This window comes from Actinomyces sp. 594, from assembly GCF_019325145.1.
GTDB lineage: Bacteria > Actinomycetota > Actinomycetes > Actinomycetales > Actinomycetaceae > Actinomyces.
This window is the reverse complement of record NZ_PIZC01000039.1, coordinates 36,561-51,030: the sequence shown is the minus strand read 5'-3', so window position 1 is coordinate 51,030 and position 14,470 is coordinate 36,561. Positions and strand designations below refer to the sequence as shown.

Below are 14,470 nucleotides of genomic sequence, written 5' to 3'. Positions count from 1 at the left end.
GAGGGCCGGCGGCCTCGCCGCCGGCCCTCGACCGCGGTTTACAGTCCGAGCGTGGAACGGATCTCGTCTCCGGCGCTGGTCATGGTGGACTCGGGCTCCGAACCATCGACGATGTTGGCCTCGGCCATGCCCAGCGGGCCCCAGACGGCGGACATCTCGGGGATGGCTGGCATCGGATCGGCGTTCTCCGCGAAGTCCATGAACTTGACCATGTTGGCGTCGCTCGACTCCAGCTTGCTGGCCAGGTCCTCCTGGACCGGCGGCAGCGGGTTGATCGCGTACATGGCCTCGGCGATGGTGGAGTCCCTGGCGACGTCGGCCACGAAGGTCTGTGCGAAGGCCTTGTTGGCGCCGGCGGCGGCCACGTAGAAGGCATTGACACCGGCGAAGGGACGGGCGTCGTCCATGCCCTCGAAGCCGGGGATCTTGGACAGCTCGAAGTTGATGCCGGCGGTGTTGATGTCGCCCAGTGCCCAGGGGCCGGAAATCAGGTAGGCGGCCTTGCCCTCGGTGAACAGGGAGATGGCGTTGTCACTGGTGACGGAGGTGGTGAGCACGCCCTGCTCGCCCAGCCCGCCGATCTTCTCAGCGGCGGCGATGGAGCCCTCGCCGCCGACGCCGACGTCGGTGGCGTCCAGGGAGCCGTCGCTCTTGGTGCCGAACAGGTAGCCGCCGCCGGAGGTGTACAGCGGCTCCATGTGATAAGCATCGCCGGCCTCGCCCACGGGCAGGGAGAGCACCACGTCGGCGCCGGAGGCCTGTCCGGCCTCGACGAGCTCCTCGATGGTGGCGGGCTCGGTGACGTCGGTGAGGTCCTTGTTGACGAACAGGCCCAGCGTCTCCACGCAGTACGGCACGCCGTAGTACTGCCCGTCGTAGGTCACGGCGTCCAGCGCGACCTGGCTGTAGTTGGACTCGGCGGCGGAGTCGAGGGTAATGGGGGAGATGGCGCCATTCTGGACCAGGTTGCCGATCCAGTCGTGTGCTGCCACGATCATGTCCGGGCCGTTGCCGGCCGAGTTGGCGGCGATGAAGTTGGATTGCAATTCGTCGTTGGCGACTGTTTGCACCGCCACGGTGATGTCCTGTTCGTCGCCCCACTTCTGGGCGATGTCCTTGAGCGCGCCCGCCTTGACCTCGTCGGTCCAGATGACCAGGTCGGCGTTGGCATCGCGCACGACCTGCTCGTCGGTGGACTCCGCGGTCGCCCCGTCCGGGGCGTCCGAGGCCGTGGCCGTGGCCGTGGAGGCGTCGTTGGAGCCACAAGCGGCAGCGGCGGCCAGGGTGGTGGCGATGGCGGTCATAGAGAGGAACGACCGGCGATTGAGGGACACCGTGATTCTCCTTCGAACCTGAATGGAGTTGATGGGATGACGCGCAAAAATGTAACGCACCACTGCAAGTCTTGCAAGACGGAGGGGGAGTCCTGAAAGGTTGTTGCAAAAAAGTGCCCTAAGCAACAGTCTCGGCGGCAGTCCAGACCGTGATTGTGGGTGGAACCACCAGAGCGCCGCTGTCCTGCTCGAGCGGCCCGGAGGACAGCAGGACCTCGGCGTGCTCCGGCAGGATGATCGGCCGCTGCGAGGTGTTGACCAGAACGAGCACGTCCCGGGCCAGCACGGCCAGCACATCACGGGGGCACCAGTCCAGGCCCTTTACGAATGCGAAGGGGGCGCCGGCCAGATGGTGCTCGTGACGCACATACGTGGCGTGACGCACGGTTGCCAGTGGCGAGCCGAACTGAGACCCCTGCGCCGCGGCGCGCTCGCCCACGATTCTAGCCAGCTCCAGAGGATCCGCGGGCTTATCGGCATCCAGCAGCCCGACCTCGTCGCCCTGGCGGAGGTACACGGTGCCGGGCAGCGCCAGCACCAGAGCCTGCAGGGCCAGTGCACGCCGGTACACCTCCTGCGCGGAGGCAGTCTCGAACCAGGCGCGGCCTCCTCCCGGGGTGGCGCCGTGCTCCAGCCAGTAGCCGGGTAGGTACCGCCAGGCTGGGGGAGCGCCGAAGCGGTCGTGCTCGGCAAGCGACTGGGTCAGGGCCCGGGTGAGGGACTCCGGATCCCAGCTTGCGAGCGTGAGGCGGTCGTCGCGCAGGTGGTGCAGCCAGTCGTCCTGCAGGTGATGGCGCAGCGCATCGGGGTAGCTGGCCGACACGTCCGCGCCCAGCGTGCCCTCCGGGACGTACTCGGCCAGCAGGGACTGCATCTGCGAGAAGTACTGGCTCAGGCTCTTCAGGTCCGACTGATCCCACAGATCGGGCGGGATGATAATGCCCAAGTCGACGCCGTCCGCGCCCGCAGCGAGGAAGCTCTCCGCGCGCTCGACCAGGCCCTCGTGGTCCCGCTCCTGGCCCATGACGATCGGATTGTCCTGGCCTGCGATACCGCAAGTGACCGGGCGCAGGGCGCCCGAGATTCGCACGATGACGCGCAGGCCCAGCTCGTGCGCGCGCTGGGCGAGGCTTTGGAATGCCGCCAGGTCAGTGCTCACGTCCAGCTGTGAGGGGCGTAGCAGGATGACGCCGAAGCCCAGGCCGACGACGTGCTCGAAGATGCCGCACACTCCGTCCAGGGCTTCCGCCCCCAGCTCGGGAGACGGGATCTCGTAGACGAGCCTGTCGCGCCACCACTGGCCCGGGCCGGTGTATGCGCGGTGGACGAGCGTCGTCGTGGTGGTCACGGCAACCGGCTCCCTTCCGCCGGGATCTACCCGGTCCTCGGACCTCACCGAACCTGCGCTTGGCCTGGGGCCCGACCCGGTGACGAGACAATCCTGCTAACCCGTTGGGCTACAGCGTGACTCATAGTAACCCGCGGTCAGGGTCGCTGCTGCCACGCGCTGCGATACGTTGGACTCATGTCCATCTCACATCAGCATTCTCCTGCCGTTCCCGCACCCGGGGCGGGCGGCGCTATGGGTGAGGGAACCGGCGACCTGGTCGGCTACGGGGCCGCTGATGTGGCGCGGTTCGTGCCCGAGCCGGCCAAGAACCCCCAGCGCACTCCCTTCGAGCGTGACCGCGCCAGAGTGCTGCACTCCTCTGCGCTGCGGCGGCTGGGAGCAAAGACCCAGGTGCTGGGTCCGTCAGCGGACGACTTCGTGCGTACCCGCCTGACTCACTCCCTGGAGGTGGCGCAGGTGGGACGGGCACTCGGCCAGGCGCTGGGCTGCGATCCCGACGTCGTGGATGCGGCCTGCCTGTCACACGACCTGGGGCACCCACCCTACGGGCACAACGGTGAGCAGGCCCTGAACGTGGTGGCGCAGTCCATCGGCGGCTTCGAGGGCAACGCCCAGACATTCCGCATCCTCACCCGGCTGGAGCCCAAGACCCTGGGTGCGGGCGGGCGGGGCGTGGGCATGAACCTCACCCGCGCCAGCCTGGACGCCGTCGCGAAGTATCCCTGGGCGAAGGGCGAGGGCCCGGGTGGCCCAGACGGCCGGTCCGCGGTCAAGTACTGCTGCTACGCGGAGGATCGGGAGATCTTCGCGTGGATGCGCGCCGGTGCGCCGGCTCACCGGCGCTGCCTGGAGGCGCAGATCATGGACTTCTCCGACGACGTCGGCTACTCGGTCCACGACGTGGAGGACGCCATCGCCCTGTTCAAAATGGATCCTGCCCGGCTCGTCGACGACGACGAGGTAGCCACTGTGATAGAGGCCACCCGCTCCTGGTACGGCGGGGGCGTAAGCGCCGACGCCCTGGGCGCCGCCTGGGAGCGGCTGGCCGCGCAGGCGTTCTGGATCCGCGCCTACACCGGGGCGCTGGCGGATGCGGCGCAGCTGAAGAATCTCACCAGCGAGCTGATCGGGCGCTTCGTATCGGCCGTGGCCGGCGCTACCCGGGAGGTATTCGGAGAGGGGCCCCTGACCCGCTACGACGCCGACCTGGTGATCCCCGAAGAGACCGCAGCCGAGATCCTGGTTCTCAAGGGTGCTGCGGTGCGTTACGTAATGGCGCCCCGCGAGCACGAACCCGTCTACCTGCGCCAGCGCACCGAGCTGTTCGATCTCGCCGACGCCCTGCTTGAAAGCAAGGGCGCCCACCTGGAGCCCGTATTCGCCGCGGCCTGGAAGGAGGCCGACGACGACGCCGGACGGCTCCGGGCCGTCGTGGACCAGATCGCCTCCCTGACTGACACCTCGGCACAGGCCTGGCACGCCCGTCTTTGCGGGCTGCTGTCCGCGGTCTGATAGCGGTACCCGGACAGCGTCCCGGATACGGCACGCCGCACACCGGGTCGGCCGCACCGGAGTCCGCGGCTGCCACTGGGGGACGGGCCCGGCGGCGGGTCGGCTCGGGGCGGCCCGCGCCGCCCGGTACAGCGCGTCGATAGCCGTCAGTCCCCTCCCCTAGGATGGGGTCATGGCGGGTCTGATCAAGCGCGAGGACATCGATGCGGTGCGCGAGCGCGCCAGGATCGAGGACGTCGTCGGCGAGCACGTCACGCTCAAGAGCGGGGGAGTGGGCTCTCTCAAGGGGCTGTGTCCCTTCCATGACGAGCGCACTCCATCTTTCAACGTGCGCCCGCAGCTTGGCCTGTGGCACTGTTTCGGCTGCGGTGAGGGCGGGGACGTGATCGACTTCGTGCAGAAGATCAACCACCTGTCCTTCACGGAGGCGGTGGAGTACCTGGCCGGCCGCGTGGGGGTGCAGCTTCGCTACGAGGAGGGCGGGACCGTCAAGCGCGGCGTCGAGCCCGGCACCCGTCAGCGGCTGCTGGAGGCCAACCGCTTGGCCGAGGCCTGGTTCCAGGAGCAACTGGCCACCCCCGCCGCCCAGGTGGGCCGCGACTTCCTGACCGGACGGGGATTCGACCGCAATGCCGCCGCCCACTTCGGGGTGGGCTACGCCCCGGACGGTTGGGACAACCTTGCCAATATGCTCCGCTCGCACGGTTTCACCGAGCGTGAGCTGGTCGAGTCCGGGCTGTGTGGGCGCGGCAATTCCGGGCGCATCTACGATCGGTTCCGGGACCGGCTGATATGGCCGATTCACGACGTTACCGGCGCGCCGGTCGGCTTCGGCGGGCGGCGGCTGTCAGATGCGGACAAAACCGTCCCCAAATACCTCAACACTCCGGAGACCGCGATCTACCACAAGGGGCAGGTCCTGTACGGGCTGGACCTGGCCAAGAGCGAAATCGCCCGCGCCCACCAGATCGTGGTGGTCGAGGGATACACGGACGTGATGGCCGCGCACCTGTCCGGGGTGCCCACGGCGGTGGCCACCTGCGGCACTGCCTTCGGGCCGGACCACGTGCGCATCGTGCGCCGCCTGCTGGGGGATGCTGCCGATCCCTCCGCCGGGGTTATTGCCGGCAACCGGGCCCGCGGCGGCGAGATCATCTTCACCTTTGACGGCGACGTCGCCGGCCAGAAGGCGGCTCTGCGCGCCTACGGGGAGGACCAGCACTTTGCCGCCCAGACCTTCGTGGCCGTAGAGCCGCGGGGTCTGGACCCCTGCGACCTGCGCATGGAGGAGGGGCCGGACGCCATCCCGCGACTGCTCGGGCGGCGCGTGCCGCTGTTCGAGTTCGTGATCCGCGCCTCCCTGGCAAACCTGAACCTCGACACCGCCGAGGGGCGCGTGCAGGGCCTGCGCTCTGCCGCGCCCGTGGTGGCCGGAATCCGGGACCGGGCATTGAAGCGCGAGTACACGCGCCGATTAGCGGGCTGGCTGGGCCTGCCGGAGTCCGAGGCCGTGGGCGCGGTGCGCGCCAGTGAACGCCGGGGGATGCGGCCGGGTGGTCGGGCCGACGGCGCCGCGGGAGAGTACGGTCCGGGAGACGACTCCCTCACCGCGCCTACCGCCGAGCGGCCCGGACTGCCCCCGGTGACCGACCCGGTGGAGAAACTGGAGCGGCGCGCCTTGGAGGTCATCGTCCAGATGCCGCAGATCGCGGCGCGCGTAGGGGCGGACGACATCAACGCGGTGGCCTTCTCCGTACCGGTGCACCGTGCCGTATTCGAGGCGATCGAGGCCGCCGGTGGCGCCACCGAGGTCGATGGTCTGGTGCAGCAGGCGCAAGCGGCAGGGCTCGCGGCGGCGGAGGCGGTCAAGCGAGCCACCACCCGCTGGCTTGAGCAGGTTCGTGCCGGCGCCATCGGGCCGGTTGCCGCAGCGGTGACTGAGCTCGCCGTCGCACCGCTACCGCTGCCGGCTCCACGCGGCAACCGGGAGTCCGAGCCGGATTCGGAGGCACTCGAGCGCTACGCCGCGGGCATACTGTCCTCCCTGGCGCGCACGGGAATCAATCGGCGGCTGACGCAGCTGCGCTCGCGGCAGCGGCGCATGGATCCGAATGATGCCGGGTACCGGGAGCTGTTTGAGGAGATCGTGGGCCTGGAGAACCGGCGTATGCAGATGGCCCGACAGGGCTGAGCGCTGGAGCCCGCAAGGTGCTGCGCGCAGCAGCTGGGTGACGGGCTCCAGCGCCGCCCGCGGCTGCCGACGCCGCGAGTGATCCGGGACGATCCGGCTCACAGACCGCGTTCGCGCAGCTCCCGCATCGCCTTCGCCCGGTTCTTGCGAGACAGGCGGTCCAGGTAGAGGTGGCCGTCGAGGTGGTCGCACTCGTGCTGGATGCAGCGTCCCATGAGCTCCTCGCCCTCGACCACCACTTTCTTGCCGTCCAGGTCGATGCCCTCGGCACGGGCGTACCAGGCACGCTCGGTCGGGTACCACAGGCCGGGAACAGACAGGCAGCCCTCCTCGCCGTCTTGGAACTCGTCCTCCGAGAGCTCCACGATCTGCGGATTGAGGATGTAGCCGATTTCGCCGTCGATATTCCAGGAGAAGGCGCGCAGGCTAACGCCGATCTGGTTGGCGGCCAGGCCCGCCCGGCCGTCCTCGTCGACGGTCTCCAGCAGGTCCTCCACCAGTGACTTGATGGAATCGTCAATGTCGGTGATCGGGTCGCATACGGTGCGCAGCACTGGGTCGCCGATAATGCGGATGTCGCGATAAGCCATGCGCCCATCTTCGCACGTCCTGTGCCTTGCCCCGCGCGCAGCGGGGCGGGTTCCGCCTGCCACTGCCGCGGCGTCGGCCCGGTGCCTGAGGCCGCCCGCCCCGCGGCTACACGGTCTGCCGCGGTCGTTTGTGGAGGTCTGTCGGGGTGAAGCCGCCGGGGACTCGCGATTTACTCGGCCTGATCGTCTAGCCTGAGGAACGTGACACGCTTCAACAAGGCTGCCGCTCGCCCCGCGGCAGGGCACGGCATTGTCGGGCGCCTGCGGCGTCGGCGTGCCTGCCTGCCGCCGTCCTTGGCAAGCCTGGTACCTGCAGACGGGCGAGTGCTCGGGTCGGTGCCACTGGCCGACGACGGTTCCCGCTGGGCGGTGGCCACGCCCCGTTTTCTGACGCTGCTGGGCCCGGAGGGCGTGCAGGTGCACCGGGGCTGGCACGAGGTGGAGCACGGTCGGTGGGACGCGGACTCCTCGACCTTCACACTGAGCTGGTGTGATGACTCGCCGCCCCTTGTGCTGGTGGTGCCCGCGCAGATCAAGCAGGGGGAGGGGACGGCGTCGGTTGACGTGGCGCCCTTCGCTCGTGCGCTGCGGCAGAGAGTCGAGTCCGCTCTGGTGTACTCGGTCACCGGGAAGTTGCCCAGTGGCCTGCAGGCCACCGTGAGCGTACGCCGGGACAGTGGAGGACGCCTGTATACGGCCTCGAACCTGCCGCCGAGCAGGGCTGAGCGCCTCGACGATGGCGACCGTGCCGCCTTGGAGGAACTCCTACGCCGGGCACGTGACGGTGTGGGCCTTCCCACAGACTGATTTTCTGGCGCGATTAAGCCAATTCGCGAGGCGAGCCCGATTCGACGTCGGTGCCCGCGGCTTGCTAGAGTTCCACCCGCGTCAAACGCGATCCCGCGTAGCTCAATGGCAGAGCATCCGACTGTTAATCGGAGGGTTGTTGGTTCGAGTCCAACCGCGGGAGCCGAGCGTAAGCCTCGCCCTTGAGGGCGGGGCTCTTTTTGTCTTCGTCCACAGCGGCGCCCGCGACTGCGGCGGTTGGCTCTGTGAGGCGCTGGACCCGTTCGGATAGCGCAGTGATCTGGTCGCGTAGGTCTGCGACCTGAGCACGTGTAGCCGCCTCCTGCTCGGCGTTCTCCTCTGTGACTAGGGAGATGATCCAGGAGGCGAGGGTGGCTGTCACCACACCGATCAGTGCTACGCCGCCAATCATGAGGAGTACCGCGGTGGCTCGGCAACGGTTCGGTGAGTGGTTGATGGCGCGTGTCCCGGCGGCGCGGCGGGCGGGGAGTGTGGTGTGGCGATCGTGCTCGAGGGTCGTTCTCGGGCGGATGAGGTCGTATTCGCCGCGTGGGGGACGTTCTCGGGCTGATGAGGTCGTGCTCGGCCGGGCGCAGGGGGTCGTTTTGGGGCTGGCGAGGTCGTTGTCGGGCGTGCGAGGTCGTAGTCGACTACCCGACGCTGGCCGAATACGACCTCATTCGCCCCACACCCTCCACATCGTGGAGGGTCTGGGGCTCACGAGGACGTTTTCGCCGCGTGGGGGACGTTCTCGGGCTGATGAGGTCGTGCTCGGCCGGGCGCAGGGGGTCGTTTGGGGGCTGGCGAGGTCGTATTCGGCCGGGCGCAGCGGGTCGTTTTGGGGCTGACGAGGTCGTCTTCGGCAGACCGGCCCCAGAACACAACCAACACCAACAGCCCCAGCCCAAACCCCCACACCCACAAACACGAAGAGCCGGTTATGGGGGCCCGGCGCTCCGCGTTCGGCGTCCAGCACCGCCAGGGAGCCTACGAAGGACAGTAGCGCCACGCTTCCTGCCGTGTATGCCATGATCTGCCCACGCAGCGCACTAAGTCGTTCGCGGGCTGGGATCCGTGAAATGGCCGCCTGCTGCGTGAGGATGGGAGGGCAGGCAAGCTGGAAAGCCTGCGGGCGGTTTGCCTCGAAGCTAGCATCCCTGTGTGGGCATGAAGATCACCCGTGAGGACGGCATTGAGGAGGAGTACGTACTCCTCCTCGAGGAAGCGCTGCCCAAGCTCGGGCTTCCTCTCAGTAGCAATAGGCTGGACGAGTTCCGTGGCGGTGAGCAGTTCATCGGCGCCGCGGACGTGCTGAGGATGTGCGTCGAGCGCGGCATCGACGTCACCGAAGAAGCGCTGGTGCCCGTCGAGGAGGACGCCATCCTGTTCGCGGACGACCCCTGGGAGACCGCCCGCCACTACTACGCGCAGATCGTCGGCCACATCGCCGTGATCCGCGCCCGCCGCGCCGTCGGCACGACCTGAGACGGACAAGACGTCTCAGTAACCGGTGAGGTCGGCCCGGCGGCTGGCATTGCGCCGTCGGCTCTGGCAGCATGAGACTGCACGCCGCGTGCGTCACGTCGAGCGCCCGGATGATTCGAGAACGTTGGGGAAGACGAATCTCGGAACAACCAGGAGGCGATCCCCGTGAACGGTGCATACACCCGCGGTGTACTTTTCGTGCACTCCGCGCCCCGCGCCCTGTGCCCGCACATTGAATGGGCGGTGGCCGAGGTGCTAGGTAGTCGTGTCCACTTCGAGTGGACCGACCAGCCTGCCGCACCCGGGATGATGCGCGCCGAGACCAGCTGGGTGGGACGTGTCGGTACCGGCGCCCAGCTCACCAGCGCCCTGCGGGGGTGGGCGAATCTCCGCTACGAGGTCACTGAGGAGGCGTCGCCCGGCTACGACGGCGGGCGCTGGTCGCACACCCCCGACCTGGGTATCTTCCACGCCCAGACCGATGTGCACGGCAACGTGGTAATCCCCGAGGACCGGGTGCGGGCAGCGCTGGCCCATTCCGACCAGCCCGCGGTCATGCGTCGCCAGCTGGATCTGGCCCTCGGACAGGCCTGGGACGACGAGCTCGAACCCTTCCGCTACGCCGGCGCCGGGGCGCCCGTGCGCTGGCTGCACCGAGTCGGCTGACTCATCGCCCGCCCGGCGCCTCGCCGCAGGTGCCCACAGCCGTATCTACCGGCCTCGACACGTAAGTTCAGCCGAACTCGGTGAAGGGGCGGCGGGGATGCGGGTGAAGGCAAGCGCCACGTTGTGTCCGCCGAAGCCGAACGACGTGCTCACAGCCGCTTCCAGCCCGGGGGCGTCTCGCCCGGTCGGCCCCACCACGTCCAGGCCGAGTTCGGCAATGGCCGGGTCGACGCCGCCGGGCAGCAGCGTCGGCGGCAGCCACCGCTCCTGTAGCGCCATAATCGTCAGCACGGCCTCCAGGCCGCCGGCTCCCCCGAGCAGATGCCCAGTCAGAGACTTCGTGGCAGACACGCCTGCGGCCGGCACGCTGCGCGCGAGCACCGCAGCCTCCACTGCGTCACCGGCGGGGGTGGAAGTGGCGTGGGCGTTGACGTGCCCGACCTGCTCGGCCCGCAGGCCGCCGCGGCGCAGTGCCTCCCGCAGCGCCCGCTCCTGCTGCTCGCCGGAGGGCTGTGGGCGCACCGGATCGTAACCGTCGGCAGTCACGGCGGCGCCCGCAAGGCGGGCCAGGGGCTGGGCGCCGCGGGCCGCGGCATGCTCGGCGGCCTCCAGAACCAGCACGCCGGCACCCTCCCCGAGCACGAATCCGTCGCGGTCCGGCGCGAAGGGCCTGGATGCGGTGGCGGGATCGTGGTTGCGGACGGACAGTGCCCGCATGGCGGCGAAGGCCGCCACCACCATCGGGTGCAGGGCTGCGTCCGTGCCACCTGCTAGGACCACATCGGCCCTGCCCAGGGCGATCAGGTCGGCACCGTAGGCAATCGCCTCCGCCCCGGAGGCGCATGCCGACACGGGTGCGTGCACACCGGCCCGCGCACCCAGCTCCAGGCCCACCGCTGCGGCTGGCGCATTGGGCATAAGTGCGGGAATCGCCGTCGGCGCCACCCGCCTGGGGCCGTGCTCGCGCAAGGCATCCCAGGCCTGCATTACCGAAAGCACCGGCCCTATCCCGGGGGAGAGGGAGACTGCCAGCCGCTGGGCGTCCACCTGCGGAGAGCCCGCTTGCGCCCACGCCTCCTGGGCTGCCACCAGCGCGCACTGGCTGGAGCGGTCCAGGCGTCGCCGCTGCCTGGCGGTGAGCGTCTCGCCGGGCTCAACGGCGAGCGGCGCACCGATCTGCACCGGCAGCTCGCCCGCCCAATCGGTAGCCAGTGCGCGTACTGCCGGGTGGCCGGCACGCAGCGCCCGCCAGGTGCCGGGTACATCGCCGGCCAGCGGGTTAGTGCTTCCCAGGCCCGTGACGACGATGCTGCGGGAGGTCAGTGCCCCGGGCCCGGATGCGGGTGGTGGCAGTGGCATCCCGCTCAGGCCCGCCGCTTGCTGACCAGTTCCACCAGGGCCTCTACGGTCGGGAGGGTGGGGATGAGGGAGTCGTCCAGGGCGATCCCGAAGCGCTCCTCCACCTGGGTGGCGATCGTCAGCAAGCCCAGGGAATCGATGTCCAGGTCGTCGGCGAAGCGGGATGCCGGGGTGACCAGAGAGGTATCGACGCCGGCCTCCTCGGCGACAATCTCGGTAACGACGGCGAGGACGTCGGCGGGCGCGTCAGCCATGAGAACTCCTAAACCAGTGATGTGGGTTTGAACTGCGGTTGAGTAGAGCGGGAGGTAGGCGCTACGGGCACGTAGCGGTGCCCTGCATGCGCGGGAAGTCCCGTTATATTGTGGGACTATTGTCCCACATAGGGTGGCTGTTCGTCCTCTCCGGTGGCCAGGCGGCCCACAATGACTGCCAGGTGCAGGACCAGGCCGTCGCGGGCGTCGGTGGCGTCCCAGCCGATCTGCTTGCTGACTCGCCCCAGCCTGTAGCGCACGGTGTTGGCATGGACGAACAGGGTACGTGCGGTCATCTCCAGGCTCCGGCCAAGGGCCAGGTACGTGGCGACGGTCTCCTCGTATAGGTCGCCCATGGCTCGCAGCGGCTCGGTCACCAGAACCTGAATCTGCTCGGCGGCCAGGGGGTCCCCCGCAAGCATCCGCTCGGGCAGCAGGTCGTCTGCGCGTACCGGGTTGGGCGCCTCCGCCCAGCCGGGCAGGGCACGCAGGCCCGCCAGCGCGGAGCGCAGCGAGCGGCCGGCCTGAGCCACGCCTGAAACCACCGGTCCGATGACCACGGCCCCGCCGAGGCTGGAGGCGATGCGGTCGGCCGCGGTGGCCAGGCCCTCCGGGGAGGGCGCGGCCCTGTCCCCAGTCTCCTTTTCCGCCTGGCCGCCGAGCACCACGACCACCGAGTCGCCGTGCACGGACACCAGGCAGTCGCTGACGTGTTGTCGGCATTCATGGCGCAGGCGCGATGCGGCCAGGGCATCGAGCGTCGTGCGGGCGACGATTACAATCACGGGGCCGGTGCCCCTCCAGCCGGCCGCGCTCGCGCGCGTGGCCGCGTCCTCGGAGGAGTCGTGCAGCATGGCGTCCACCGCGACCGACTCCAGGCGGGCGTCCCAGGCGCCGCGTGCCTCCGCCACGCGGGCATACACCTTTGCCGCGGCGAAGCCGACGTCACGGCCGAAGGTCAGGACATGGAAGCGGACCGCATCATGATCGGCAGCCGGCACCGCGTCCGGGGCCTGCTCCTCCACGACGTCTACGACGGTGCGCACCAGCTCCAGGGTCTGCTCCAGCGTGACCGTGCCGGTCAGGGCCACGGGGGCGACGTTGAAGATCTCCGAGGGGGCGGCTGCGTCCGACTGCTCGCCCACCGAGTCGACGAACATGCTCACCCCCAGCCGGGCGACCGTCTGGATCTGCGCCCGGGATGTGGCCGGCAGCGTGTTGTACCACGGGTGCGCCGCACTGATGCGGTCCAGGGAGTGCTCGATGAGGGTATTCTGCGCCTGCCGCAGAGCGGTGACCGACGGGGCGCTGAGCTGGTCCATGTGCTGATGCTAGCGAGCCGACGCCGGGAAGCGAACCGCCGTACCTCGACGGCAGCCTCTAACGGGTGTCAATCGCGTGGTTATTCCATGACCCTCGGTAGGGTCGGGCCGGGGGAGGCGCCGTCGACTCCACTACCGGCCCGGCTCGACGACGGCCCGCGCATCGCGGCACGGAGTTAGGGAAACCCATGGCTTCACCAGCAACCCGCACCGAGGAGGACCTGCTCGGTACCCGCCAGGTTCCCCTGGACGTGTACTGGGGGATTCACACCCTGCGCGCCACCGAGAACTTCCGCATCTCCAAGGAGACCGTTGGCGACCAGGAGGAGTTCGTGCGGGGCATGGTGGAGGTAAAGAAGGCCTCCGCCCTGACCAACAAGGAGCTGGGCACCATAAGTCCGCAGATCGCCGATGCGATCACCTGGGCGTGTGACCAGGTGCTGGTGGAGGGGCGCTGCCTGGACCAGTTCCCCATTGATGTATTCCAGGGCGGTGCGGGTACCAGCGTCAACATGAATACCAACGAGGTGATCGCCAACCTGGCCCTGGAGCACCTGGGCTACGCCAAGGGCCGCTACGACATCGTCAACCCCAATGACCACGTCAACAAGTCCCAGTCCACCAATGACGCCTACCCCACGGGGTTCCGCCTGGGGGTCTACCGTGCCGTCAACGGACTGGAGATGGACCTGTGCGACCTGATCGACGCCCTGCTGGCCAAGGGCAAGGAGTTCGCCGACGTGCTCAAGATGGGCCGCACCCAGTTGCAGGACGCGGTACCCATGAGCCTGGGATCGGAGTTCCGCGCCTTCGCGGAGCTACTGGACGAGGAGATCCCCCGGCTGATGAACAACTCGGCGCTGCTGCTGGAGGTCAACCTGGGGGCGACGGCGATCGGCACCGGCCTGAACACTCCACCCGGATACCGCCAGGCGGTGGTACGCCACCTGCGTGAGGTGACCGGGCTGAGGGTTACCGGTGCCCACAACCTGCTGGAGGCCACCGGTGACACCGGCGCCTACGTCTCCATGCACGCCGCCATCAAGCGCCTGGCCGTGAAGCTGTCCAAGATCTGCAATGACCTGCGGCTGCTGTCCTCCGGGCCGCGTGCGGGCCTGGCCGAGATCCGGCTCCCGGAGCGGCAGGCCGGCTCCTCGATCATGCCCGCGAAGGTCAACCCGGTTATCCCCGAGGTGGTTAACCAGGTTTGCTTCAAGGTGATCGGCAACGACCTGACGGTGACGATGGCGGCCGAGGCCGGGCAGCTGCAGCTTAACGTCATGGAGCCCGTGATCGCCCAGGCGTGCTTCGAGTCGATCCGGCTGCTGCGTCACGCCCTGGTGACGCTCAGGGAGCTGTGCGTGGTAGGTATTGAGGCCAATGCGGAGGTGTGCCGCCGTAACGTCATGAACTCCATCGGCATAGTCACCTACTTGAACGAGGTGATTGGTCACCGCAACGGTGACCTGGTGGGACGTGAGTGCGCCCGGAGCGGGCGCAACGTCCGCGAGGTGGTGCTGGAGATGGGGCTGCTGGACGAGGCTACGCTGGATGAGCTGCTCAGCCCGGAGAACCTGATGCGCCCGCGCTACCGGGACG

At 68.9% G+C, this 14,470-nt stretch carries 12 protein-coding genes, 1 tRNA gene and 1 pseudogene; 7 read left to right on the top strand and 7 right to left on the bottom strand.

The genetic code is table 11. From position 1 onward, the window contains the following. Positions 1–38 precede the first annotated feature (38 nt). The gene (locus tag GZ998_RS06670) at positions 39–1,334 is read right to left on the bottom strand and encodes an extracellular solute-binding protein (RefSeq protein ID WP_162679917.1); all 1,296 of its coding nucleotides are present in this window, start codon (positions 1,332–1,334) and stop codon (positions 39–41) included. Positions 1,335–1,452: 118 nt separating this feature from the next. Beyond that, complete coding sequence (locus tag GZ998_RS06665) at positions 1,453–2,682, bottom strand: glycosidase (RefSeq protein ID WP_162679918.1); 1,230 nt, start codon at positions 2,680–2,682, stop codon at positions 1,453–1,455. A 234-nt stretch (positions 2,683–2,916) separates the two neighbouring features. On the opposite strand from GZ998_RS06665, the gene GZ998_RS06660 reads away from it, so the two are divergent. Then, entirely contained in the window at positions 2,917–4,197 is a 1,281-nt protein-coding gene (locus tag GZ998_RS06660) for a deoxyguanosinetriphosphate triphosphohydrolase (RefSeq protein WP_202616327.1), read from the top strand. 172 nt (positions 4,198–4,369) lie between these two features. Continuing rightward, entirely contained in the window at positions 4,370–6,388 is a 2,019-nt protein-coding gene (dnaG, locus tag GZ998_RS06655; protein WP_162679920.1) for a DNA primase, read from the top strand. Positions 6,389–6,486: 98 nt separating this feature from the next. On the opposite strand, the gene def is transcribed toward dnaG, so the two are convergent. Beyond that, positions 6,487–6,978: a peptide deformylase gene (gene def / locus GZ998_RS06650; protein ID WP_161924193.1), complete on the bottom strand. Its 492-nt coding sequence runs from the start codon at positions 6,976–6,978 to the stop codon at positions 6,487–6,489. A gap of 201 nt (positions 6,979–7,179) precedes the next feature. On the opposite strand from def, the gene GZ998_RS06645 reads away from it, so the two are divergent. Both GZ998_RS06645 and GZ998_RS06640 read left to right on the top strand, forming a co-directional pair. Next, on the top strand, positions 7,180–7,785 hold the full coding sequence (locus GZ998_RS06645; RefSeq protein WP_308807180.1) for a hypothetical protein: 606 nt from the start codon (positions 7,180–7,182) through the stop codon (positions 7,783–7,785). Positions 7,786–7,876: 91 nt separating this feature from the next. Further along, positions 7,877–7,948, top strand: a tRNA-Asn gene (locus GZ998_RS06640). Here the strand turns inward: GZ998_RS06640 and GZ998_RS13080 are convergent. Further along, positions 7,910–8,218 (bottom strand): annotated as a pseudogene (locus GZ998_RS13080) (two pore domain potassium channel family protein); the annotation flags it as partial. The gene GZ998_RS06640 and the pseudogene GZ998_RS13080 overlap by 39 nt on opposite strands. Before the next feature lie 734 nt (positions 8,219–8,952). On the opposite strand from GZ998_RS13080, the gene GZ998_RS06635 reads away from it, so the two are divergent. Continuing rightward, positions 8,953–9,270, top strand: coding sequence for a hypothetical protein (locus GZ998_RS06635; protein ID WP_219109405.1), 318 nt, complete (start codon positions 8,953–8,955; stop codon positions 9,268–9,270). A 165-nt stretch (positions 9,271–9,435) separates the two neighbouring features. Further along, positions 9,436–9,936, top strand: a complete 501-nt coding sequence (locus GZ998_RS06630) for a DUF3145 domain-containing protein (RefSeq protein ID WP_161924138.1) — start codon at positions 9,436–9,438, stop codon at positions 9,934–9,936. Between the two features lie 45 nt (positions 9,937–9,981). On the opposite strand, the gene GZ998_RS06625 is transcribed toward GZ998_RS06630, so the two are convergent. The 3 genes from GZ998_RS06625 to GZ998_RS06615 all read right to left on the bottom strand — a co-directional run bounded on the left by GZ998_RS06625 (position 9,982) and on the right by GZ998_RS06615 (position 12,871). Beyond that, complete coding sequence (locus tag GZ998_RS06625; RefSeq protein WP_219109404.1) at positions 9,982–11,295, bottom strand: beta-ketoacyl synthase; 1,314 nt, start codon at positions 11,293–11,295, stop codon at positions 9,982–9,984. A gap of 5 nt (positions 11,296–11,300) precedes the next feature. Continuing rightward, the gene (locus GZ998_RS06620; RefSeq protein WP_161924137.1) at positions 11,301–11,549 is read right to left on the bottom strand and encodes an acyl carrier protein; all 249 of its coding nucleotides are present in this window, start codon (positions 11,547–11,549) and stop codon (positions 11,301–11,303) included. A 116-nt stretch (positions 11,550–11,665) separates the two neighbouring features. After that, positions 11,666–12,871 (bottom strand): CdaR family transcriptional regulator, encoded by a 1,206-nt coding sequence (locus GZ998_RS06615; protein ID WP_161924136.1) that lies wholly within the window; start codon positions 12,869–12,871, stop codon positions 11,666–11,668. Positions 12,872–13,059: 188 nt separating this feature from the next. Between GZ998_RS06615 and aspA the strand changes: the two genes are divergently transcribed. Beyond that, positions 13,060–14,470: aspartate ammonia-lyase (aspA, locus tag GZ998_RS06610; protein WP_219109403.1), on the top strand; the 1,411-nt coding region annotated here is incomplete at its 3' end.